This window comes from Citrobacter sp. Colony219 (assembly GCF_019382635.1).
Classification (GTDB): Bacteria; Pseudomonadota; Gammaproteobacteria; order Enterobacterales; family Enterobacteriaceae; genus Citrobacter; species Citrobacter youngae.
The window spans coordinates 3,110,781-3,134,612 of record NZ_CP080033.1; the positions used below are offsets into that span (position 1 = coordinate 3,110,781).

Consider the following 23,832-nt stretch of genomic DNA (forward strand, 5'->3'; position numbering starts at 1 on the left):
CCGACAAAGATCTGGTCAAATATGTTGATGTGGGTATGACTTATTACTTCAACAAAAACATGTCCACCTACGTTGATTACAAAATCAACCTGCTGGATGAAGATGACAGCTTCTATGAAAGCAATGGTATCGCGACTGACGATATTGTTGCCGTTGGTTTAGTCTACCAGTTCTAATTTTGCACAATACGTATCAGGCCTGCTTCATATGAAGCGGGCTTTTTGTTTATTTGAAGCGGATTTTTATGTCACCAAGGCAATAGAACGACAAACTTGTGAGGATACTCAAAGAAAAAAACATCCGTGACTGCTGTCGTTGAAAGCAAGGCGTGCAAGTGYTTGAATAGTGGCGGAGAGAGGGGGATTTGAACCCCCGGTAGAGTTGCCCCTACTCCGGTTTTCGAGACCGGTCCATTCAGCCGCTCTGGCATCTCTCCGTTCTGGTGGTTGCCATGATGCCAGGTAATTTGGCATTTTAACAGACCCAGTTCCGTCAATTTCGTTCAAGTGACGAGTTTGCGAGCAAAACGATGATTAAGTGGCCCTGGAAAGAGCAAGAAACAGCCCGGAATGATGACTGGCCCTGGGATGATGCCCTGGCAATTCCTCTTCTGGTGAATCTTACTGAACAAGAACAAGCCAGGCTTATTGCCCTGGCTGAGCGTTTTTTACAGCAAAAAAGATTGGTTGCGCTACAAGGATTTGAACTGGACGTACTGAAAAGTGCACGAATTGCTCTGCTTTTCTGTTTGCCTGTTCTGGAATTAGGCATCGAGTGGCTCGATGGTTTTCATGAAGTCCTTATTTACCCTGCCCCGTTTGTCCTGGATGACGAATGGGAAGATGATATTGGGCTGGTGCACAATCAACGGATTATTCAGTCAGGCCAAAGCTGGCAACAGGGTCCGGTGATCCTGAACTGGCTTGATATCCAGGATTCCTTCGATGCTTCCGGCTTTAATCTGATTATTCACGAAGTGGCACATAAACTTGATATGCGTAATGGCGATCGCGCCAGCGGCGTTCCGGCTATTCCGCTGAGAGAAATTGCGAACTGGGAGCACGATCTCCATGCCGCGATGAACAACATCCAGGATGAAATCGATCTGGTGGGTGAAACGGCCTGCAGTATAGATGCCTACGCAGCAACCGATCCTGCAGAATGCTTTGCGGTACTATCCGAGTATTTCTTCAGCGCCCCCGAGTTGTTTGCACCACGTTTTCCGGCATTGTGGCAACGTTTTTTCCAGTTCTATCGCCAGAACCCAATGCTTCGGTTGCGCGATAGCCAGGAAGAAGACCATTTTCGCTCATCAAATGTACATTAATACTGAATTTGAAGATTAATTAACCAATTGATATGACGTATTAATTTTACTGTTGACACGTCATGGTGAGGTCAGTAATATGCGCCTCGTTCACACGATTCCTCTGTAGTTCAGTCGGTAGAACGGCGGACTGTTAATCCGTATGTCACTGGTTCGAGTCCAGTCAGAGGAGCCATATTTAAGAAGCCTGCTTAGGAAACTAAGCAGGCTTTTTGCTTTATATCTGATAATCAATCATCACTTCATCAGGCTCCATCGCCTGGCGTTTAATCTCTTCCACAGATAAACCTGCGTTGCATAGCTCGATGAATCGCCAGACGTAATTGCGCTGCAACTGACCACGTTTGAGCCCCAGCCAAACGGTGTTCGCATCAAATAAATGCCGGGTATCAAGGCGGGTTAACGTCCCCTCCTCCTGCTCGCCACTGGATTGCTCCGCCACCAGCCCGATTCCCAGCCCCAGCGCTACATACGTTTTAATCACATCCGAGTCCTGTGCACTGAGGATAATATCCGGCACCAAACCTTTACGCGCAAATGCCTCATCAATACGTGAACGCCCCGTAATACCCTGCCGATAGGTAATGAGCGGCCAGTGAGCAATAGACTCAAGCGTAAGCGGGGAAGCCTTAACTAATGGATGATCGAGTGGAACAAGCAGGCTGTGCTGCCAACGAAACCAGGGAAACGCCACCAACAGCGGATCGCTGCTGAGTCGTTCACTGGCAATACCAATGTCTGCGCCACCATTTTGCAGGAGAACGTCAATTTCTTGCGGCGTCCCCTGGATAAGCTCCAGGCGAACCTCCGGGAAGAGCTCACGAAATGCTTTGATCACCGCTGGCAGACTATAGCGTGCCTGCGTGTGCGTGGTCGCAATGGTCAGCACACCAGACGTGTCATTGGTAAACAGGTCCGCCAGTCGGCGAACATTACTGGCTTCATTAAGAATGCGCTCAGCGATCACCAGCAACGCCTTCCCCGGTTCGGTCATGCCAAGTAAACGTTTACCACGACGAATAAAAATTTCGATGCCAAGTTCATCTTCAAGTTCACGAATATGCCGACTTACCCCCGACTGCGAGGTATAAAGAATATTCGCGACTTCCGTCAGGTTGTAATCCTGACGGGCCGCCTCGCGGATTATTTTAAGTTGCTGGAAATTCACTTTTCGCTCCGGGTACATCAGACATTACACTATTGTTAAAGTCTGATGCCCGGCATAACAAATAATAAAAACCTGCATCTTATTCCTGGCTGGAATAAGGTCTAACTCACCAGCTGTAGTTCCCGATTTTCCAGAGCCGGACGGCTAACCAGCGACAACAGGATCTCTTTCACCGCCTGAGCCTGTGGTGTCAAACTGCCTCTGGCTGACATGTTAAGCGAGAGGGGCAGATTCATGGAGGGCGTTGTAATCCGCGCCATCCAGCCATTCGCTGCATGACATAATGCCCGGGCTGCCGATTCAGGTAAGACTGTCACCCCCATACCGCTGGCAATCGCGGCCGTTAGGGTGGAGATAGAATCAATTTCACCTATTACTTTGGCCGTTAAGCGGCGCAGTGAGAAGGCTTCGTCAACACGGAGGCGGACCGCACTGTAATCCCGTGGCAGAAGCAAATTCATCTGCGCGACTGCCGTTAAATCGACACCAGGCCCAGGACATTCACGCGTCCCCACCAGGTAAAGATCCTCTTTGAGTAACGGTTGACTGGAAATACCCGCGATCGGCGAGCGCTCGTAAAGCACCGCTATATCTAATTGACCACCGAGCAGTTTATCGTTCAGCACCGCCCCGCTGTTTTCATGCAAATAGACCAGTACATCGGGCAGCTCGGCGCGAACGGTCTGTAATAGCGGCATGGTAATTGATGATGCCGCCGTGCCAGGCGCCAGGCCAATAGAGACGTGTCCACTCAGGGTCTGCCCTACATTATTGACCGCAAGCTGCGCCTGCTCACACTGCCGTAATATCGTCCGGGCGTGCGTATACAGCACTTTCCCCGCCTCCGTCGGCGTCACCCCGCGCTTGGTGCGGATCAACAACTGTTGATCCAGCTCCCCCTCCAGCGTAGCAACCTGCTGGCTCAGCGCGGGTTGAGCGATATGCAATACTTCCGCTGCCTGGGTCAGGCTACCAATATCGACGATTTTTACGAAGTATTTCAGTCGTCTGAAGTTCATTTTGCCTCCTGTCGGAATACCAGAACCCATGCTGGCAATCATGAAACTCAGGATTGCAAGATGCTTGCCAGTTTCATCTGTAGACGATTATTTAATGTTAAGCTCCCGTTAAGTAAGGGATGGCGCAGGAAAGTGATCGCTTCTACTGATTCCGCGTTTTTCCGGGCTGCCCCACAAGAGGTAGACCCGCACCAGAATGGGGCAAATGTCTAAAAAGCATGAAAGGTCGCCGCTTTGTTGAATTTGTCAGCAAACGAACACACAATTTCATTTACCCCTTTGACAACCCCCATCGCCCCCGCTAATATGCGCCTCGTTCACACGATTCCTCTGTAGTTCAGTCGGTAGAACGGCGGACTGTTAATCCGTATGTCACTGGTTCGAGTCCAGTCAGAGGAGCCATATTTAGAGAAGCCCGCTTAAGGAAACTTAAGCGGGCTTTTTGCTTATTAATTTCTTCAATCGTCTTATTTTTCATCTTGTCCTCTTGTAAGGGATAAAATCGTTTTATCTTCTCGTCTGTCGCGGTAGTCTCATTACAGTCGTTTATACCTCGACTGCAATGTGCGTAACCTAACTCCAATACTAATAATTAAAAAACAGTACAGACAGGATAACTATGGATTCCACCCTCACCTCCACGGGTCCCCAGCAGGACACCTCATCGCTTAACCGTGCCCGACGTGCCGCACTCGGCAGCTTCGCGGGTGCCGTGGTCGACTGGTATGATTTTCTGCTTTATGGCATCACCGCCGCGCTGGTCTTTAATCGCGAGTTTTTCCCGCAGGTTAGTCCGGCGATGGGAACACTTGCCGCATTCGCCACCTTTGGCGTCGGATTTTTGTTCCGTCCGTTAGGCGGGATAATCTTCGGCCACTTCGGCGATCGTCTGGGCCGCAAACGTATGTTGATGCTTACCGTCTGGATGATGGGTATTGCCACTGCGCTGATCGGGATTATTCCCTCTTTTGACACCATTGGCTGGTGGGCTCCTGTGCTACTGGTGACGCTGCGCGCCGTTCAGGGATTCGCCGTTGGCGGTGAATGGGGTGGCGCGGCGTTGCTCTCGGTCGAAAGTGCGCCGAAAAATAAAAAAGCCTTCTACAGTAGCGGCGTTCAGGTCGGTTACGGCGTCGGGCTACTGCTCTCTACGGGGCTGGTCTCGCTGATTAGCTCGCAAACAACCGATGAGCAGTTCCTGAGCTGGGGCTGGCGCATTCCGTTCCTGTTCAGCATTGTGCTGGTTCTGGGCGCGTTGTGGATGCGCAACAGAATGGATGAATCGGCTGAATTCGAACAGCAAAAACAGGCCCCTCAACCGGTGAAAAAGCGGCTACCGGTTATCGAGGCGCTCACCCGTCACCCAGGAGCATTTCTGAAAATTATCGCCCTGCGTCTGTGTGAGCTCCTGACGATGTACATTGTTACCGCATTTGCTCTCAACTACTCCACGCAGAACCTGGGGCTGCCGCGCGAATTGTTTCTGAATATCGGGTTACTGGTTGGTGGGCTGAGTTGTTTGACCATCCCCTGCTTTGCCTGGCTTGCCGATCGCTTTGGCCGTCGGCGCGTCTATATTACCGGTGCGCTGGTCGGTACGCTGAGCGCCTTCCCATTCTTCATGGCGCTGGAAGCGCAGTCCATTTTCTGGATAGTGTTCTTCGCGATTATGCTGGCCAACATTGCGCACGATATGGTGGTCTGCGTACAGCAGCCTATGTTTACCGGCCTGTTTGGCGCAAGCTATCGCTACAGTGGCGCAGGCGTGGGTTATCAGGTTGCCAGCGTTGTCGGCGGTGGTTTTACGCCTTTTATTGCCGCTGCATTAGTGACTTTCTCCGGTGGCGACTGGCACAGCGTTGCCATTTACCTGATGGCCGGATGCCTTATTTCGGCCGTGACCGCAATGCTGATGAGAGATAAGCAACACGCGTAAACCTTTGTGCGAAGGCCATCGGGTCTTCGCATAATCTTCCTCAACGTCTGACTTTTGTTTCACATTCCTGTGACATACTATCGGGAGAGCAGTACATCTGTGGAACAAGGAGACAGACATGAACAATAAGGGCTCCAGCCTGACCCCGGCTCAGGCATTGGATAAACTGGACGCACAGTACGAGCAGTCGGTTAAAGCACTGCGTAGCGCCATTGGTAAGTATATTGAAACAGGGACGCTCCCTGACGACATCGCCCGCCAAAACGGTCTTTTTGTTTACCCATCGCTTTGTGTCACCTGGGATGGCAGCGCCACCAATCCCCCCAAAACCCGCGCCTATGGCCGTTTTACCCATGCAGGCTGCTATACCACAACCATCACCCGCCCGTCGCTTTTTCGCCCTTATCTTGAAGAACAACTGGCGCTGCTGTATCAGGATTATGATGCGCATATTTCCGTCGAGCCGTCGCAACATGAAATTCCCTATCCGTATGTCATTGACGGCTCTGAACTGACGCTCGACCGCTCGATGAGCGCCGGATTGACGCGCCATTTTCCGACCACCGAGCTGTCACAGATTGGCGATGAAACTGCGGATGGTACCTATCATCCGGCGGAGTTCTCCCCGTTGTCGCACTTCGACGCGCGACGAGTCGATTTCTCGCTGGCGCGACTGCGTCACTACACGGGAACGCCGGTTGAGCACTTTCAGCCCTTTGTACTGTTCACCAACTACACCCGCTACGTCGATGAGTTCGTGCGCTGGGGTTGCAGCCAGATCCTCGATCCGGACAGCCCGTATATCGCGCTGTCATGCGCGGGCGGGATCTGGATCACCGCGGAAACTGAAGCGCCGGAAGAGGCCATCTCCGATCTGGCGTGGAAAAAACACCAGATGCCCGCCTGGCATTTAATCACCGCCGACGGTCAGGGGATCACGCTGGTTAATATCGGCGTCGGCCCCTCTAACGCCAAAACCATTTGCGATCATCTGGCCGTACTGCGTCCTGACGTCTGGCTGATGATTGGACATTGCGGCGGTCTGCGTGAAAGTCAGGCAATTGGCGACTATGTTCTGGCCCACGCTTATCTGCGTGACGACCATGTACTGGATGCCGTATTGCCGCCGGACATTCCGATTCCGAGCATTGCGGAAGTGCAACGCGCCCTGTATGACGCTACCAAAGAAGTCAGCGGCATGCCCGGCGAAGAGGTTAAGCAGCGTTTACGTACCGGAACCGTCGTCACCACCGACGACCGTAACTGGGAGCTACGCTATTCCGCTTCTGCGCTACGTTTTAACCTCAGCCGCGCGGTAGCTATCGATATGGAGAGTGCCACCATCGCCGCTCAGGGCTACCGCTTCCGCGTCCCTTACGGCACGCTGCTATGTGTTTCCGACAAACCACTGCATGGCGAGATCAAACTGCCTGGTCAGGCCAACCGTTTTTATGAAGGTGCCATTTCTGAACACCTGCAAATAGGTATCCGGGCTATCGACCGTCTGCGTGCTGAAGGCGACCGACTGCACTCCCGTAAATTACGTACGTTCAACGAACCGCCGTTCCGTTAAGGCCTGAAGGTAACTATGCACAACTCAACTCCTCTTTCCGCCCTGCGCAGTCTGCTGTTAGCGCATGGACTGGATGGCATGATTGTTCCGCGCGCCGACGCTCACCAAAGTGAAGATTGTACGCCACATGACAATAAACTGGCCTGGCTCACCGGCTTTAGCGGTTCCGCTGGTCTTGCATTGGTACTTCGCGATCGCGCGCTGATGTTTGTCGATGGGCGCTATCAGGTCCAGGTGCGTAACGAAGTCTCTCTCGATGATTTTGAAATCCATCATTTGCACGAGGAACCTCTGGCCGACTACTTGCATGCTTACGTCACCTCTGGTGCGCGTATCGGCTTTGAACCTCTGCTGATGGTCAACAGCCAATTTGAAGCACTGTCGGCCACTCACTGCAAACTGGTTCCGATGGAACGCGATCCCTTCGACCAGATCTGGCTCGACCGTCCAGCCGCCCCCTGTGGTGTAATTCGTGAAATGCCCGTTGAGATAAGCGGCGAAAGCAGCGCACATAAGCGCGAACGAATAGTGGAACAACTGGCCCAGCATCAGGCCGACGTGCTGGCGATCACGCTGCCGGATAACATCGCCTGGCTGCTGAATGTGCGCGGTTCGGATCTGGCTATGGTGCCAGTGCCGTTTTCGTTTGCCCTGCTCCATCGCAGCGGCGAACTGGAGTGGTTTGTTGATAATAATAAGACGCAGCAGCTGCCTGCATCGTTGCTGGAGACGATCACGCTGGCCCCGCAAGAAAACTTTCTTCCGCGCTGCCAGCAACTTGCCCAAGGAAAGCGTTTCCTGGTTGATAAAGACTATGCGCCAGTCGCGCTGCGGTTCGCCATTGAACAAAACGGAGGAGAGGTTCTCTGGACCCCCGACCCCATCACATTGATTAAAGCTCATAAAAATGATGTTGAACTGGCAGGGTATCGGGAATGCCATGAACAGGATGGCGCCGCATGGGTAAACTTTCTGGCCTGGCTGGCGCATGAGGTTCCGCTGCGCGAGGCAGCAGGTAATCCTGTCACTGAACTGGAAGCACAAGCCAAGCAGCTGGCGTTTCGCCAGCAGCAGCCAGGATTTATAGAGCAAAGTTTCAGTACTATTTCCGCCTCTGCCAGCAATGCGGCGATGTGTCATTACCATTCCAGCGAGAAAACAAACACCCCCATCACCACACAGGCAATGTACCTGAATGATTCCGGCGGCCAGTATCAAAATGGCACTACGGATACAACAAGAACGCTCGCCTTTGGTCCACAGGATCCGCAGCGTCGTCTGCATTACACCGCCGTGTTGAAAGGCTTTTTGTCGCTTATCTCACTGCAGTTTCCCACCGGTACTCAGGGACATCAACTGGATGCCTTTAGTCGTCGGGCGTTGTGGGATTTAGGTCTGGATTTTGATCACGGTACCGGCCACGGTGTGGGTCATCAGTTACTCATCCATGAGCAACCCCATCGCATCGCCAAAAAAGTAAACCCCTGGCCTCTGGTTGCGGGCAATATCATTACCATCGAGCCGGGTTATTATCTGGCCGGACAATATGGGATCCGTATTGAGAATCAGGTGGAGATTATCAACAGTCGCCCTGGCTTCTGTCGTTTCTCAACGCTGACGCTGGTGCCGATTGATTTGAATCTGGTTGAACTGCATTTGCTCAGCGATGCAGAAAAACAGTGGATTGATGATTACCACCAGCAGGTCAGAGAGACGTTATCCCCCCGCGTGAACGCAGAGGCTCGTCCGTGGCTGTTCGCCGCCACCGCGCCGATTCGCGTTCAGGCCAATTAAGGCAATAAAAAAGGCAGCCCGCAGGCTGCCTTAGTTCTCCCCAACGTCTTACTGCTTAGCTGTTACGGATGTACTCATCCATTTCAGTTTTCAGGTTATCGGACTTGGTACCGAAAATAGCCTGAACACCAGAACCCGCGACAACAACGCCCGCCGCACCCAGTTTCTTCAGGCCAGCCTGATCCACTTTGGCAACATCAGCAACGCTGACGCGCAGACGCGTGATGCACGCATCGAGGTTAGTGATGTTTTCTTTACCGCCGAACGCGGCAACCAGGGCCGGCGCCATTTCGCCAGTCGCGCCCGCTTTGTTGTCTTCAGTCGCATCTTCACGACCCGGCGTTTTCAGGTCCAGCGCTTTGATCAACACACGGAAAATGGTGTAGTACACGATCGCATAACCGATACCGACAATCGGGAACAGCCACAGTTTGCTGCTGTTACCGGACAGAACGATAAAGTCGATCAGACCGTGGGAGAATGATGTACCGTCGCGCATACCCAGCAGAATACAAATCGGGAATGCCAGACCAGCCAGGATAGCGTGGATGATGTACAGGATCGGCGCCACGAACATGAAGGAGAACTCGATCGGCTCGGTAATACCGGTCAGGAACGAGGTCAACGCAGCGGAGATCATGATACCGCCCACTTTCGCGCGGTTTTCTGGTTTAGCAGAATGCCAGATAGCGATAGCAGCAGCCGGCAGACCGTACATTTTGAACAGGAAGCCACCGGACAGTTTGCCCGCAGTCGGGTCACCCGCCATATAGCGAGGGATGTCGCCGTGGAAAACCTGGCCTGCAGCGTTGGTGTATTCACCGATCTGCATCTGGAATGGAACGTTCCAGATATGGTGCAGACCAAACGGCACCAGGCAGCGTTCAATGAAGCCATAGATACCGAACGCCACGACCGGGTTCTGGTATGCAGCCCACTGGGAGAACGTCTGAATAGCAGTACCGATCGGCGGCCAAATGAAGGACAGAACCACACCTGTGAAGATGGCAGCCAGACCAGAAATAATAGGAACGAAGCGCTTACCGGCAAAGAAGCCCAGATACTCAGGCAATTTGATACGGTAGAAGCGGTTGAACATATACGCTGCAATCGCACCGGAGATAATCCCCCCGAGAACACCCGTATCAGCAAGGTGTTTAGCGGCGATCTCTTCAGCAGGTAAATGCAGAACCAACGGCGCAACAACAGCCATGGTCTTGACCATGATGCCGTAAGCAACAACGGATGCCAGAGCGGATACGCCGTCGTTGTTGGTGAAGCCTAACGCAACACCGATAGCGAAAATCAGCGGCATGTTCGCAAAAACAGAACCGCCGGCTTCTGCCATTACGTGCGATACAACGGCTGGCAGCCAGCTGAAGTTAGCGGAACCGACGCCCAGCAGGATACCTGCGATAGGGAGTACGGATACCGGCAGCATCAGCGATTTACCGACCTTTTGCAGGTTAGCAAATGCATTCTTAAACATAATTAGGAGTGCTCCTGAGTATTTGTGCTTTTCTACGTTCTCACGCATTGGCGAGGGGGGAGAACCTCGCCGTGGACAGGGTATCTAAGTACCCTTTATTTATTACACAGAGTAAAATAATTCAGTTCGTTTTTGTTTGACGGCTATCACAATTCAGCTGTGGATGGCCGAAAAACTCGCACATTCCGATAAAATGAGTATCTGAATGTTTCCAACTGGTTATTCACCGCCCATTTAATGGCGGTGAACTTTACTCGCTTTGTTTATTAATTACGAGCTTTAAAAAAACTCAGTTAGCGTACTGATTGCAGGCGAGAGGCGTCGATGTGAAACAGGCGGGCAAAGTTATCTGTGGTGATTTGCGCCAGTTCTTCAACGGCAACACCTTTCAATACGGCCATGTACTCGGCGACATCACGAACCATGGCTGGCTGATTCTCTTTTCCGCGATGCGGCACGGGCGCAAGGTATGGGGAATCAGTCTCAACTAACAAACGATCCAGCGGAACATAACGCGCAGCATCACGAAGCTGTTCAGCATTACGGAACGTGACGATGCCAGAAAACGAGATATAAAATCCGAGATCCAGCAATTTACCCGCAGTTTCCCTGTCCTCTGTAAAACAGTGTAGTACGCCGCCACAATCCGTCACTTTTTCTTCGCGCAGAATTGACAGCGTATCAGCACGCGCATCGCGGGTATGAACAATAACCGGCTTGTGTAACTCACGGCCAATCTGGATGTGGTGGATGAATGATTCCTGTTGGCGAACTTTAGTTTCCGGGGTGTAAAAATAGTCCAACCCCGTTTCACCCATCGCAACTACGCCCTCTTCGGCGGCAAAACGACGCAAATCCTCGACATCATAGGTTTCATCCTGGTTTAGCGGATGAACACCACATGAGAAAACCACATTGTCACGCTCACCAACCAGTTCGCGCATACTGCGGTACCCCGATAGCGTGGTGGCAACGGCAAGGCAGAATTTCACATCGCGTGCGGCCGCTTTCGCCAGCACGTCATCCACGTCCTTATGCAGAGATTGATAATCCAGGCCATCAAGATGGCAGTGCGAGTCGACTAAAAACATAATGTCTCTCTCAAAGATGGGGAACAGGCAGTATGGTGCCTGGTTGCAGATAATGCTCAGTACGGAGAATAAGATCGGTTAATACCAGTTCACGGTTTACGCCTGTCACGTTCAGCAATTGCTGACGACAGTGACAAACGTCACCGAGTATCGCCTGTATCTGCGCGACGGATAACCGCTCAGCGATGGACGATATCAACGTCAGAGCATCAGGATTGGTTAAATGGGCAACACCATACGGACGTTTGAGGGCATCTGTAAACAACGTTGCCAGCCAGTGTAAACGGGTCGCAGCTTGCTCATGGTTGAGTGCTGCCAACAGGATATACCAGTCGTCGGACTGCAATGTGTTCGCCAGTGCCGCACAGAAGTCGGTCCGGTGCGCCCGGCTTTCCGCCTGTAACAGCGAGAGTGCCGCACCGGGCGAACCTGCACTAAGGCGTAACGCGCTCAACAACGCTTCTGACGACGCTGTTACTTCACGGGCAAGCCAGGAAATTGCATACGACTCAGGCGGCGGCGCAAGATGGTGTAACCGGCAGCGGCTACGTAATGTCGCCAGCAGGCGAGCTGGCTCTGTGCTGGCAAGGAAAAACCAGGTTTGCGCGGGCGGTTCTTCCAGCGTTTTCAGCAACGCATTGGCGGCGGCATCGGTTAACTGAGCGGCATCCGGGATCCACACCACTTTCGCACCGCCAAGGCGTGAATGCTCGTACAGCTTCTCGCTGACTTCACGTACCGCATCAATACCCAGCGTACTTTTGCCTTTTTCCGGCAGCAACGAATAGTAGTCCGGGTGTGTACCTGCCTGCATCAATTGACAGCCACGGCACTGTCCGCAGCTTTTATGTCCTTCTGGCTGCTGGCACATTAAATAGCGGCTAAGAGCGTAAATCAGCGCGTCGTCACCCATGCCGGGTAACGCCTGAATCAGTAGCGCATGGTGACCACGACCCGCCTGGTAGCTGGCTACCAGTTTTTCAAAATCCGGTCGTAACCATGGATACCATTTCATGCGCCCTGCTCCTTCACCCACTCGGTGATGGTAGTGCGGATATCCTCCATCACGACATCAAGCGGCTGTGTTGCATCAATTGTACGAATGCTGGCGTCTTGGGCAGCCAGTTCAAGGTAGCGTGCGCGGGTGCGATTAAAGAAATCGAAAGACTCCTGTTCAATACGATCCAGTTCGCCACGTGCTCGAGCGCGTTTTAGTCCTACCTCAGGAGTCACATCCAGATACAGAGTCAGGTCAGGGCGAAAATCACCAAGCACGGCATCACGCAGTGTTGCCAGCATGTGTTGATCGATGCCACGACCGCCGCCCTGATACGCCTGGGTCGACAGATCGTGACGATCGCCAATAACCCATGCGCCTTTTGCCAGCGCCGGCTTAATCACCGTTTCAACCAGTTGTACGCGCGCGGCATAAAACATCAGGACTTCGGCTTTATCGGTAATCACCTCATCGCCGACCGATTTAATGTCCAACACCAGACTTCTTAATTTCTCCGCAAGCTGCGTTCCACCGGGCTCGCGGGTAAATACCATGTCGCGAATCCCGAGTTGCTCAAGAGTCTCTACCACCACATTACGCGCAGTAGTTTTTCCGGCGCCTTCCAGGCCCTCGATAACGATATAGTTACTGCCCATTTTTTTCCTTAAGCACTTTCAGATAATCCTGCACGGAGCGGTTGTGGCTGACAAGATTAGTGTTAAACGTGTGGCCGCCTTTACCGTCAGCCACGAAATAGAGATACGGCGTTTTGGCAGGATGCGCTGCGGCCTGCAACGAAGCCTCACCCGGCATGGCAATCGGGCCCGGCGGCAAACCTGTGATGGTATAAGTGTTATAGGCTGTCGGCATTTCCAGATCCGCACGCGATAATTTGCCATTATACCGTGCCCCCATACCGTAAATCACGGTCGGATCGGTCTGTAACCGCATACCGATACGTAAGCGGTTAATAAAGACCGAGGCCACCTGATCACGCTCACTGGCAACGGCCGTCTCTTTCTCAATAATTGAGGCCATCGTTACCAGTTGATTTTTGTCTTTATACGGCAAGCCGTCAGCACGACTTTCCCAGACGGTGTCCACCGCTTTAACCATTTTTTGATGCGCACGTTTTAGCAACGCCACGTCGGTAGTATTCGCGGTGTACATCCAGGTATCTGGCCAGAACCAGCCTTCCACCCATTGCGGGTTTTCCAGCTTCAGCGCCTGGGCAACGGTCTCGTAGTTATCATCACTCAGCGTATGCTTGATATACGGCGCATCGCGCAGTTGTTTGAGGTAATCGCTCAGGCGCATCCCTTCAACCAGGCGCAACGGGAACTGTGCCTCTTTACCGCTTTCCAGCAGTTGCAGCATGTCCCGCACCGTCATGTCGGGCGTAAAACGGTAGGTTCCGGCTTTAAAATGCGACAGGTCGGGTTCCACACGTAGCAGCCACTGGAACACGCGCGGGCGATTGATAACCTTGTCCGCATACAGCTGTTCGCCAAGGGCCAGACGGCCCGTACCCGCTTTCAGCGTAAAAATCGTCTCTTCTTTAATCAATAACTTACTGTCCGCCAGATGGCGAACTTTCCACATTCCCACTCCCGCGGCAATGCCCAGCACAACCAGTAATAACAGGACAACGAGTAACAGTTTTTTCATGACTAATTCGGGTGCTCACAAAGTGGGGCTAAAAAATCGAATAACAAACGTGATGACAGCAGCGTGTCGCCACAGGCACGCACGGGAATAACAGGCATTAACGCATTACAGACGACGATTTCATCGGCCTGCATAACCTCTTCCAACCCGGCATACTTTTCGACAATACTGAACGGCGATTGTGCCAGCATCCGGATACAGAATTGTCGCATAATGCCGTTCACGCCGGCCTGATCCAGCCGGGGAGTGTAAACCACATCGCCCTTACGCCAGAACAAATTAGCCGCACAGCATTCCGTAACCCATCCCTCACTGTCAAGAACCAGTGCTTCATCTGCGTCCGTCTGTTCAAGATGAGAGCGAATCAACACCTGTTCCAGTCGATTCAGATGTTTAAGCCCGGCAAGCATCGGATTGCGCCCCAGACGAACAGGACTTAACGCCAGCATGATGCCTTGCTTTCGCCAGCTATCATAATGCGCAGGGTAAACTGAGACGGAGAGGATACGGGTCGGCTCATGACAGCCTGCCCCACTGTAACCACGACCGCCACTGCCACGACTGATAATCACTTTCAGTACGCCACGCGCGTGCCCTGCAGCCAGTTTTTCCATTTCAGCTCGCAGTTCTGACCACTTATCGAAGGGGATAAACAATGTTTGGCATGCGTCCTGTAAACGCTGGAGATGCGCTGCAAAAAAGCAAATTTCGCCGTCGGTAATACGCGCAGTGGTAAAGCAGCCATCGCCAAACTGCGTCGCCCGATCGCTTGCAGCCAGCATATCCTGCTCACGGCCATTAATTAAGAACATAGTGGCTCCTTATTCGTGGTCCGCTAGTTTGGCAGGATGAGTCAACCAGGACAAGGACTGAAAACTGAATAAAAAAAGGCCCGACAAGCGGGCCTTTTCTCTTAGAGCCAGGTAAGTTACCTGCTGGTGCTTAGATCTTTTTGAAGATCACAGAACCGTTGGTGCCACCGAAGCCAAAGGAGTTACACAGTGCGTATTCCATACCGCTAACCTGACGCGCCTCGTGCGGAACGAAATCCAGGTCACAACCTTCATCTGGGTTATCCAGGTTGATGGTTGGTGGAACAGCCTGATCGCGCAGCGCCAGAATAGAGAAAATAGACTCTACCGCGCCCGCAGCACCCAACAGGTGTCCGGTCATGGATTTGGTTGAACTAACCATCACGCTACGTGCAGCATCACCAAACACCGATTTCACGGCCTGGGTTTCTGCTTTATCACCTGCTGGTGTGGACGTACCATGCGCATTGACATAGCCAATACGACCAGGTTCAATCGCCGCATCACGCAGCGCATTGACCATCGCCAGTGCAGCACCTGCACCATTTTCCGGAGGTGATGTCATATGGTAAGCATCGCTGCTCATACCAAAGCCAACCACTTCAGCATAGATTTTTGCGCCACGTGCTTTCGCATGCTCGTACTCTTCCAGCACCACCATACCTGCGCCGTCGCCCAGCACAAAACCGTCACGCTCTTTATCCCACGGACGGCTTGCCGCTTGCGGGTTATCGTTACGCGTAGACAGCGCACGTGCTGCGCCAAAACCACCCACACCCAGCGGCGTACTGGCTTTTTCTGCACCACCCGCAACCATCGCGTCCGCATCGCCGTATGCAATGATACGCGCGGCATGACCGATGTTGTGCACGCCTGAAGTACAGGCCGTGGCGATGGAGATGCTTGGCCCTTGCAGGCCGTACATGATGGTCAGATGACCCGCCACCATGTTAACAATCGTCGACGGAACGAAGAACGGGCTGATCTTACGCGGTCCACCATTTACCAGAGAGGTATGGTTTTCTTCGATAAGACCGAGACCGCCAATACCGGAGCCGATAGCGGCGCCAACACGGTGAGCGTTCTCTTCCGTAATTTCGAGGCCAGAATCCTGCATGGCCTGAACGCCAGCGACAATTCCATATTGAATGAAGGCATCCATCTTGCGCTGTTCTTTGCGCGAGATAATGTCGTCACAGTTAAAATCCTTTACTAAGCCAGCAAATTTCGTTGCATAGGCGCTAGTATCGAAATGGTCGATCAGGCTGATGCCACTCTGACCGGCAAGGAGAGCTTTCCAGGTAGACTCTACGGTATTGCCGACAGGAGACAACATGCCCAGTCCGGTCACAACTACACGACGCTTAGACACGGTTGTCCTCCAGGGAGGGAAAAATAATTCAAGTGGGAAAAAAAGATAAAACTCAGGCGGTCGAATGACCGCCTGGAGATGTTCACTTACGCCTGGTGGCCGTTGATGTAATCAATGGCAGCCTGAACGGTAGTGATTTTCTCAGCTTCTTCGTCCGGAATCTCAGTATCAAACTCTTCTTCCAGAGCCATTACCAGCTCAACGGTGTCAAGAGAATCCGCGCCCAGGTCTTCAACGAAGGAAGCATTGTTAGTAACTTCTTCCTGCTTAACGCCAAGCTGTTCGCCGATAATTTTCTTAACGCGTTCTTCGATAGTGCTCATACTCTTAAATTTCCTATCAAAACTCGCTTTCGCGATGGTTTTCGTAGTGTATAAAATGTTGAAAAATTTGCAACTAAATCCCGGCAGGTCTTACCACGATTTTGCGCTATTTTGAGGCCATTCACCCTAATAACGCAAATATTTTTCAATCGTGGTTAAACCATGTACATCCCGCCGTTGACGTGCAAAGTCTCACCTGTGATGTAACTTGCTTCGTCGGAAGCTAAAAATGCAACCGCGCTGGCGATTTCCTGAGCGCCACCAAGGCGACCCGCAGGAACCTGCGCCAGAATACCCGCACGCTGATCATCTGACAGCGCACGCGTCATGTCCGTTTCAATAAAGCCCGGAGCAACAACGTTTACAGTAATACCACGGGACGCGACTTCACGCGCCAGTGATTTACTGAAGCCGATCAGACCCGCTTTCGCCGCAGCGTAGTTAGCCTGACCCGCATTTCCCATGGTACCAACCACAGAACCGATAGTGATAATACGACCATGACGCTTTTTCATCATAGCTCGCATTACCGCTTTTGACAGACGGAAAACAGATGACAGGTTGGTTTCGATGATATCGTTCCACTCGTCATCTTTCATGCGCATTAACAGGTTATCACGAGTAATCCCGGCATTATTGACCAGGATATCGACTTCACCAAATTCTGCACGAATATTTTCCAGAACCGATTCGATAGATGCAGGGTCGGTCACATTCAACATCAGACCTTTGCCATTTGCACCTAAGTAATCGCTAATGGCCTGCGCGCCGCTTTCGCTTGTGGCAGTACCGATAACTTTCGCGCCACGGGCAACGAGTGTCTCAGCAATTGCGCGGCCAATGCCACGGCTTGCACCGGTAACCAGCGCGATTTTTCCTTCAAAACTCATGGTTTTCCTCTTTTATTGCTCTAGCGCCGCAGACATCGCCGCCGGCTCATTCAGTGCCGAAGCAGTCAGGGTGTCAACAATACGTTTCGTCAAACCGGTGAGGACTTTACCCGGACCGACTTCATACAGGTGCTCTACGCCCTGAGATGCCATAAATTCAACGGTCTTAGTCCACTGAACCGGGCTGTAAAGCTGACGAACCAGCGCATCGCGGATAGCATCGGCAGTGGTTTCGCACTTCACGTCAACGTTGTTCACAACGGAAACAGTCGGCGTGTTAAAGGTAATTTTTTGCAGTTCAACAGCCAGTTTCTCGGCTGCAGGCTTCATGAGCGCACAGTGAGATGGAACGCTAACCGGTAACGGTAACGCACGCTTAGCGCCAGCAGCTTTACAAGCTGCACCTGCACGCTCTACAGCTTCTTTGTGCCCGGCAATAACCACCTGACCCGGTGAGTTAAAGTTTACCGGTGAAACCACCTGACCTTCAGCAGACTCTTCGCACGCTTTCGCGATAGCGGCATCATCCAGACCGATGATAGCAGACATGCCACCTGTGCCTTCCGGTACGGCTTCCTGCATAAATTTGCCACGCAGTTCAACCAAACGTACGGCATCGGCAAAGCCGATAACACCCGCACATACCAGCGCAGAGTATTCACCCAGGCTGTGACCTGCCATCAGCGCAGGCGTTTTACCACCCTGCTGCTGCCATACGCGATACAGCGCGACAGATGCGGTCAACAGCGCTGGCTGCGTCTGCCAGGTTTTGTTCAGTTCTTCTGCCGGACCTTGCTGAGTCAACGCCCAAAGATCATAGCCCAGCGCCGCTGAAGCTTCAGCAAAAGTTTCTTCAACAATTGGGTAGCTTGCTGCCATATCAGACAACATTCCAACGGTTTGGGAACCCTGACCGGGGAACACAAATGCAAATTGCGTCATGTTAAAATCCTTATACTAGAAACGAACCAGCGCGGAGCCCCAGGTGAATCCACCTCCGAAGGCTTCAAGCAATACCAACTGCCCTGCTTTAATTCGCCCGTCGCGGACGGCTTCGTCCAACGCGCACGGTACGGAAGCAGCGGACGTATTGCCATGTCTGTCCAGCGTGACGACGACATTATCCATCGACATCCCCAGCTTTTTCGCTGTTGCGCTGATAATGCGAAGGTTTGCCTGATGCGGCACCAGCCAGTCCAGCGCAGAACGGTCGAGGTTATTTGCTTCCAGCGTTTCATCAACGATGTGCGCAAGCTCGGTCACCGCGACTTTAAAAACTTCGTTACCCGCCATCGTCAGGTGAATCGGGTTTTCCGGGTTCACGCGATCGGCATTAGGCAGCGTCAGCAGTTCACCATAGCTACCGTCAGCGTGCAGATGGGTGGAGATAATACCTGGCTCTTCTGATGCGCTCAGTACAACTGCACCCGCGCCATCACCAAAAATAATGATCGTCCCACGGTCGGTTGGATCACAGGTGCGCGCCAGCACATCCGATCCGACAACCAGCGCATGTTTGACCGCGCCAGATTTTACATACTGATCGGCAACACTAAGTGCATAGGTAAAACCAGCACAGGCCGCTGCAACATCAAACGCCGGACAGCCTTTAATCCCAAGCATACTTTGGATCTGGCACGCCGCGCTTGGAAATGCGTGGGTTGATGACGTGGTAGCAACCACAATCAGACCAATTTGTTCTTTGTCGATGCCGGCCATTTCAAGTGCACGGTTAGCGGCGGCAAAGCCCATCGTCGCAACGGTTTCATTTGGCCCAGCAATATGGCGTTCGCGGATACCTGTACGAGAGACGATCCACTCATCAGATGTCTCGACCATTTTTTCCAAATCGGCGTTAGTACGCACTTGTTCAGGCAGATAGCTGCCAGTACCAATAATCTTCGTATACATGTACGCTCAGTCACTTTTTGGTTATATACCGCCACGAGCAAATCACTGGTACGTTGACAGCACCCTCAGCCGGCACTGTTACCTGTGCACTCGTGAGTTGATACTTTCGCCACCGTCCAGCAGTTCGAATCCAGCTGGGTATACAGATTCCAGGCGAGCGGCAATTCGCTGAGGAACTTGTCGCTGCACCGCCTGCACTGCCTGTTCAATCGCGACTTCAAATGCTCGCTGATTGGCAGCACCATGACTTTTAATCACCGTGCCGCGCAATCCTAACAGACAGGCGCCATTATACTGGTCGGGGTTGAGGTGACTAAATCGCCTTGTCAGGCTTTTTTGTAACCAACGTTTTAATAACAGCAGCCACCACGACCGTTTTTTGCCCTCACCCTGAGATTTCAGCAGTGAAAGGAACATTCTGACAACACCTTCCATCGTCTTTAATGTGACATTACCTGTAAAGCCGTCACAGACCAACACATCCGTTTTGCCAGTCAGCAACTCATTGGCTTCAAGATAGCCTATATAATTGATAGAAGGGATTGTTTTTAGCACAGCAGAAGCGTCCCGAATACTGTCGAGACCCTTAGTTTCTTCTTCGCCTATATTGAGTAACGCAACGCGAGGCCTGGCAATCCCAACCACCTCTTCTGCCAACACGGAACCCATAACGGCAAATTGCACCAACATCGTACTATCGCAATCCACGTTGGCGCCTAAATCCAGCACCACCGTTTTGCCCTTTTGCTGATGCGGTAAAACCGTGACCAGCGCAGGACGCTCAATACCCTCAAGGGGTTTGAGCAAGAGTTTCGCAAGACCCATTAGTGCGCCCGTATTACCAGCGCTGACACAGGCTTGCGCTCGACCTTCTTTCACGAGCTCCAGGGCAACACGCATTGAGCTTCCACGACTGGCGCGGATTGCTTGCGAGGGCCGGGCATCACTGGCAATAACTGACTGAGCAGGGATAATCTGCAGACGTGAACGTTGTTCGAAGTCAGCTTTGGCAAGTAATGGCGTGATTGTATCGGGATCCCCGACTAAAAGAAGAGTGAGTTGCGAATTAGAATTCAGTGCCTGCAATGCTGCAGGCACTGTCACGGTAGGGCCAAAATCTCCCCCCATGACATCTAACGCCAGGGTTAGACGTGTCAAGGTATCGTCGCTGCCCGGTTAGGTGTTTCCCCAGTTACCCGGGGAAAGCCTCACTAAGCTTCATCACGCGTGTACTCTTTGTTTTTCTCACCAAAGTGGGAAATCCATTGAGTCATGCGTGATTACTTAGCGATTACCTTACGGCCACGGTAGAAACCGTCGGCAGTGATGTGGTGACGCAGGTGTTGTTCACCAGAAGTTTTGTCTACAGACAGGCTGGTGACTGCGGTCAGAGCGTCATGAGAACGACGCATGCCACGTTTGGAACGGGTTGGTTTATTCTGTTGTACGGCCATGGACCTTACTCCTCAATTACTTACGCTTTAAGCTGGCTAATACGGCAAATGGGTTTGGTTTTTGCGCTTCATCAGGCAATTCGCCAAAGACCATGTCCGCCTCGGACACTTCACAGTGTTCAGAATCATGCACCGGAACTACCGGCAAGGAGAGGATAATCTCATCTTCAACCATTGCAAGCAGATCGATTTCACCGAATTCGTTAACCTCAATCGGTTCATACGCTTCCGGGAGTGCTTCAGCCTGCTCGTCAGAACGGACAGGACTAAAACAATATGTTGTGTGAACATGAAGTGGGAACGGTTTCCCGCAACGCTGACACTCGAGCGTAACCGAAACCTTCGCATCACCGGTTATAACGGCAAGGCGCTGGTTATCGATAGCGAACGACATGGAGCATTCCACATCACTGTCCACACTGACTACAGAATCGGCGACGCGCTCAACCAGATCAGAAGTATAGATACCTTCATAATCGAGGCGTTTTTGAGCCGTACGAACCGGATCAAGAGTCAGGGGTAATTTTACCTTTTGCATAGGGCGCGCATATTAACTTTGTAACGTCATATAGTCAAAGAAAAAGGCAGCCTGTGGTTGCCTTTTGCCAATAATTCGCACACATTGCGGGTCATCGACTTAAAATCGATCACGACAAGCCATCGCAGCCAGCTTGAAGGACGCAGTCCATAGTTTAAAATGGCTCTCATCATTACGCTATATGCGGGGGAAAAAATATGCCTCAACTTATTCTTGCGTCTACCTCTCCCTGGCGTCGCGCTTTGCTCGAAAAATTGGCCATCCCGTTTGAATGCGCAGCCCCAGAGGTTGATGAAACCCCCTTACCCGGCGAAACACCCCGACATTTAGTGTTACGCCTGGCACAGGAAAAAGCGCAATCCCTTGCCCATCGGTTTCCATCACATTTGATAATTGGGTCTGATCAAATTTGTGTTCTTGATGGTGAAATAACCGGCAAGCCGTTAACGGAAGAAAACGCCAGACAACAATTAACCAAAGCCAGTGGAAATATTGTCACGTTTTATACCGGGCTGGCGCTTTATAATTCAGCTAATGGTCATCTACAAACCGAAGTTGAACCGTTCGATGTCCATTTTCGCCATTTAAGTGAAATGGAAATTGAAGATTACGTGCGTAAAGAACGCCCGTTACATTGCGCAGGTAGTTTTAAAAGTGAAGGATTAGGTATCGCACTCTTTGAGCGTCTGGAGGGCCGCGACCCTAACACACTGATTGGCTTGCCGCTGATCGCGTTGTGTCAGATGCTGCGCAGGGAAGACATGAACCCGCTGAACGCCTGATTAAAGAACTCCTGTACAGGCGTAATCAAGTAGGCCTGATAAGCGCAGCGCCATCAGGCGCGACGTAAATGTCTTATCCGGCCTACGGGTTTAACGCGATAAAATCGCAACGCGCATCAGGCTTTGCTGCGTAATACCTCGAGGCAGCGCTTCAACTGTTTATCTATTGGCGCTTCAATACGCATCACTTCCCCCGTACCCGGATGAGTAAACTTCAACGCTGCGGCATGCAGAAACAGACGGTTCAACCCCGTACCCGCCAGTTGCTTATCGAACTCACGGTCGCCATAGCGGTCATCAAAAGCAATCGGATGTCCGGCATACTGGGTATGCACACGGATCTGGTGCGTACGTCCGGTCACGGGGCTGCAGCGCACAAGCGTGGCAAACGCATAGCGCTCTTCCACTTTAAAACGTGTTTCTGACGGTTTGCCTTCCTGATTCACCCGCACGATACGCTCGCCGCTTTGCAGAATGTTCTTTAACAGCGGCGCCTGCACGGTTTTGACATGCGACTGCCATTGGCCACGAACCAGCGCCAGATAGTCTTTTTGCATCCCTTTTTCACGCAATTGTTCATGCAGTGAACGCAGCGCCGAGCGCTTTTTGGCGACCAGCAACACACCGGAGGTATCACGGTCCAGGCGATGCACCAGTTCAAGGAAACGCGCTTCCGGACGTAAGGCACGTAAACCTTCGATCACACCAAAGCTTAATCCGCTGCCGCCATGGACGGCGGTGCCAGAAGGTTTGTTAAGCACCAAAATATGGTCATCTTCATACAAAATGACATCCGTCAGCGCAGAGACCTTCTGCAAATTCGGAGAAATCGCTTCTTCTTCACGCTCAGCGACACGCACTGGCGGAATACGCACAATATCCCCGTCTTCGAGTTTGTACTCGGGTTTGATGCGTTTTTTATTCACCCGCACTTCGCCTTTACGCAAAATGCGATAAATCATACTTTTCGGCACGCCTTTGAGCTGGGTGCGCAAAAAGTTGTCGATGCGTTGCCCTGCTTCATCGGCAGTAATGGCAACTATTTTTACGGCTGGAGTCTCTGTTTTCATGGGGGCCGATTTTAAATAGCCATCAAGATTCGCGCCACACATTTTTCTATGCTTATATTAACTGCTATACCCGATTACTTAAGTTTGACAGAACCGATTTGGTGGTTATTAAAGCAATCACCAGGCGGAAGTGTAAAAACTGTGAGTAACCGGGTGATAAATGGCAAAAGTCATCTTGCTATAACAAGGTTAGCAGTGGAATAATGAGCTTGTTTCCGTGTTGAATCTTGTTAAAACAAGAACTTTTCCGGAATGACCCAATTTTGCCCGACCGATCATCAACGCAGCAATGGCGTAAGACGTATTGATCTTTCAGGCAGTTAGCGGGCTGCGGGTTGCAGTCCTTACCGGTAAGTGCTCTATGGATTTCGCGTTGTAGGAAGGCGGCAAGTCTGGGAACCCCCAGAAGCTTACTCCTGTAAGTGTCTGGGGTGAGAAGATGAAGCCAACGCACCAACAGCGTGAAAGACGACAAGCACAATGGAAGCTTCTCTGGAGAGTAATACCCAGACTGTTCCCCTGATAATTGCGCTGTGTTTCCGTATGAAATACAGGCAACCGACACTCTGCGCCTCTTTGAGCTGACGATAACCGTGAGGTTGGCGACGCGAATAGACA

General features: G+C 51.9%; 23 protein-coding genes and 3 tRNA genes. 8 read left to right on the forward strand and 18 right to left on the reverse strand.

Translation table 11 applies throughout. The annotated features are described in order from the left end of the window. Positions 1 to 176 (forward strand): porin (locus JTI85_RS14055; RefSeq protein WP_219352584.1); only part of this gene is annotated, 176 nt, incomplete at its 5' end. 170 nt (positions 177 to 346) lie between these two features. On the opposite strand, the gene JTI85_RS14060 is transcribed toward JTI85_RS14055, so the two are convergent. Continuing rightward, positions 347 to 436 (reverse strand) — tRNA-Ser (locus JTI85_RS14060). Between the two features lie 93 nt (positions 437 to 529). Between JTI85_RS14060 and mtfA the strand changes: the two genes are divergently transcribed. Then, positions 530 to 1,327 (forward strand): DgsA anti-repressor MtfA, encoded by a 798-nt coding sequence (mtfA, locus tag JTI85_RS14065; RefSeq protein WP_219351648.1) that lies wholly within the window; start codon positions 530 to 532, stop codon positions 1,325 to 1,327. Positions 1,328 to 1,426: 99 nt separating this feature from the next. After that, a tRNA-Asn gene (locus JTI85_RS14070) sits at positions 1,427 to 1,502 on the forward strand. 42 nt (positions 1,503 to 1,544) lie between these two features. Here the strand turns inward: JTI85_RS14070 and cbl are convergent. Together cbl and nac are read right to left on the reverse strand one after the other, a co-directional pair. Continuing rightward, positions 1,545 to 2,495, reverse strand: coding sequence for an HTH-type transcriptional regulator Cbl (gene cbl / locus JTI85_RS14075; protein ID WP_048211294.1), 951 nt, complete (start codon positions 2,493 to 2,495; stop codon positions 1,545 to 1,547). A 101-nt stretch (positions 2,496 to 2,596) separates the two neighbouring features. Continuing rightward, positions 2,597 to 3,514, reverse strand: a complete 918-nt coding sequence (gene nac / locus JTI85_RS14080; protein ID WP_219351650.1) for a nitrogen assimilation transcriptional regulator NAC — start codon at positions 3,512 to 3,514, stop codon at positions 2,597 to 2,599. 326 nt (positions 3,515 to 3,840) lie between these two features. On the opposite strand from nac, the gene JTI85_RS14085 reads away from it, so the two are divergent. The 4 genes from JTI85_RS14085 (at position 3,841) to JTI85_RS14100 (ending at position 8,817) form a co-directional block, all read left to right on the forward strand. Beyond that, positions 3,841 to 3,916, forward strand: a tRNA-Asn gene (locus tag JTI85_RS14085). Between the two features lie 217 nt (positions 3,917 to 4,133). Continuing rightward, complete coding sequence (gene shiA, locus JTI85_RS14090) at positions 4,134 to 5,450, forward strand: shikimate transporter (RefSeq protein ID WP_061068116.1); 1,317 nt, start codon at positions 4,134 to 4,136, stop codon at positions 5,448 to 5,450. A gap of 118 nt (positions 5,451 to 5,568) precedes the next feature. After that, complete coding sequence (locus tag JTI85_RS14095; RefSeq protein ID WP_219351652.1) at positions 5,569 to 7,023, forward strand: AMP nucleosidase; 1,455 nt, start codon at positions 5,569 to 5,571, stop codon at positions 7,021 to 7,023. 15 nt (positions 7,024 to 7,038) lie between these two features. Beyond that, on the forward strand, positions 7,039 to 8,817 hold the full coding sequence (locus JTI85_RS14100; RefSeq protein ID WP_219351654.1) for an aminopeptidase P family protein: 1,779 nt from the start codon (positions 7,039 to 7,041) through the stop codon (positions 8,815 to 8,817). A 55-nt stretch (positions 8,818 to 8,872) separates the two neighbouring features. On the opposite strand, the gene ptsG is transcribed toward JTI85_RS14100, so the two are convergent. The 14 genes from ptsG to yceD form a co-directional block, all read right to left on the reverse strand. After that, positions 8,873 to 10,306: a PTS glucose transporter subunit IIBC gene (gene ptsG / locus JTI85_RS14105; RefSeq protein ID WP_005128998.1), complete on the reverse strand. Its 1,434-nt coding sequence runs from the start codon at positions 10,304 to 10,306 to the stop codon at positions 8,873 to 8,875. A gap of 293 nt (positions 10,307 to 10,599) precedes the next feature. Next, positions 10,600 to 11,397 carry a metal-dependent hydrolase gene (locus tag JTI85_RS14110; protein WP_048211242.1) on the reverse strand — a complete coding sequence of 266 codons (798 nt, stop codon included), beginning with the start codon at positions 11,395 to 11,397 and terminating at the stop codon, positions 10,600 to 10,602. 10 nt (positions 11,398 to 11,407) lie between these two features. After that, positions 11,408 to 12,412 (reverse strand): DNA polymerase III subunit delta', encoded by a 1,005-nt coding sequence (holB, locus tag JTI85_RS14115; RefSeq protein ID WP_219351655.1) that lies wholly within the window; start codon positions 12,410 to 12,412, stop codon positions 11,408 to 11,410. After that, complete coding sequence (tmk, locus tag JTI85_RS14120) at positions 12,409 to 13,050, reverse strand: dTMP kinase (protein ID WP_048211240.1); 642 nt, start codon at positions 13,048 to 13,050, stop codon at positions 12,409 to 12,411. The genes holB and tmk overlap by 4 nt, the downstream gene beginning before the upstream one ends. After that, complete coding sequence (gene yceG / locus JTI85_RS14125) at positions 13,040 to 14,062, reverse strand: cell division protein YceG (protein WP_061068119.1); 1,023 nt, start codon at positions 14,060 to 14,062, stop codon at positions 13,040 to 13,042. The genes tmk and yceG overlap by 11 nt, the downstream gene beginning before the upstream one ends. Positions 14,063 to 14,064: 2 nt before the next feature. Further along, entirely contained in the window at positions 14,065 to 14,874 is an 810-nt protein-coding gene (gene pabC / locus JTI85_RS14130) for an aminodeoxychorismate lyase (RefSeq protein ID WP_199953293.1), read from the reverse strand. A gap of 130 nt (positions 14,875 to 15,004) precedes the next feature. Beyond that, the gene (gene fabF, locus JTI85_RS14135; RefSeq protein ID WP_005129014.1) at positions 15,005 to 16,246 is read right to left on the reverse strand and encodes a beta-ketoacyl-ACP synthase II; all 1,242 of its coding nucleotides are present in this window, start codon (positions 16,244 to 16,246) and stop codon (positions 15,005 to 15,007) included. Between the two features lie 86 nt (positions 16,247 to 16,332). Further along, complete coding sequence (acpP, locus tag JTI85_RS14140; protein WP_000103754.1) at positions 16,333 to 16,569, reverse strand: acyl carrier protein; 237 nt, start codon at positions 16,567 to 16,569, stop codon at positions 16,333 to 16,335. A 155-nt stretch (positions 16,570 to 16,724) separates the two neighbouring features. After that, positions 16,725 to 17,459: a 3-oxoacyl-ACP reductase FabG gene (fabG, locus tag JTI85_RS14145; RefSeq protein WP_003036255.1), complete on the reverse strand. Its 735-nt coding sequence runs from the start codon at positions 17,457 to 17,459 to the stop codon at positions 16,725 to 16,727. Positions 17,460 to 17,471: 12 nt separating this feature from the next. Continuing rightward, entirely contained in the window at positions 17,472 to 18,401 is a 930-nt protein-coding gene (fabD, locus tag JTI85_RS14150) for an ACP S-malonyltransferase (protein ID WP_061068121.1), read from the reverse strand. 15 nt (positions 18,402 to 18,416) lie between these two features. After that, on the reverse strand, positions 18,417 to 19,370 hold the full coding sequence (gene fabH / locus JTI85_RS14155) for a beta-ketoacyl-ACP synthase III (RefSeq protein ID WP_005129019.1): 954 nt from the start codon (positions 19,368 to 19,370) through the stop codon (positions 18,417 to 18,419). 78 nt (positions 19,371 to 19,448) lie between these two features. Then, on the reverse strand, positions 19,449 to 20,528 hold the full coding sequence (gene plsX, locus JTI85_RS14160; protein WP_071887359.1) for a phosphate acyltransferase PlsX: 1,080 nt from the start codon (positions 20,526 to 20,528) through the stop codon (positions 19,449 to 19,451). Positions 20,529 to 20,650: 122 nt separating this feature from the next. Then, positions 20,651 to 20,824: a 50S ribosomal protein L32 gene (gene rpmF, locus JTI85_RS14165; protein ID WP_003036242.1), complete on the reverse strand. Its 174-nt coding sequence runs from the start codon at positions 20,822 to 20,824 to the stop codon at positions 20,651 to 20,653. Positions 20,825 to 20,840: 16 nt separating this feature from the next. After that, positions 20,841 to 21,362: a 23S rRNA accumulation protein YceD gene (gene yceD / locus JTI85_RS14170; protein ID WP_003036239.1), complete on the reverse strand. Its 522-nt coding sequence runs from the start codon at positions 21,360 to 21,362 to the stop codon at positions 20,841 to 20,843. Between the two features lie 197 nt (positions 21,363 to 21,559). Here yceD and JTI85_RS14175 point away from each other — a divergent pair, with 197 nt between their 5' ends. Further along, positions 21,560 to 22,144 (forward strand): nucleoside triphosphate pyrophosphatase, encoded by a 585-nt coding sequence (locus JTI85_RS14175; protein ID WP_048211235.1) that lies wholly within the window; start codon positions 21,560 to 21,562, stop codon positions 22,142 to 22,144. Positions 22,145 to 22,260: 116 nt separating this feature from the next. Here JTI85_RS14175 and rluC read toward each other — a convergent pair whose 3' ends face one another. Beyond that, positions 22,261 to 23,214 carry a 23S rRNA pseudouridine(955/2504/2580) synthase RluC gene (rluC, locus tag JTI85_RS14180; RefSeq protein ID WP_219351657.1) on the reverse strand — a complete coding sequence of 318 codons (954 nt, stop codon included), beginning with the start codon at positions 23,212 to 23,214 and terminating at the stop codon, positions 22,261 to 22,263. Positions 23,215 to 23,832 lie beyond the last annotated feature (618 nt).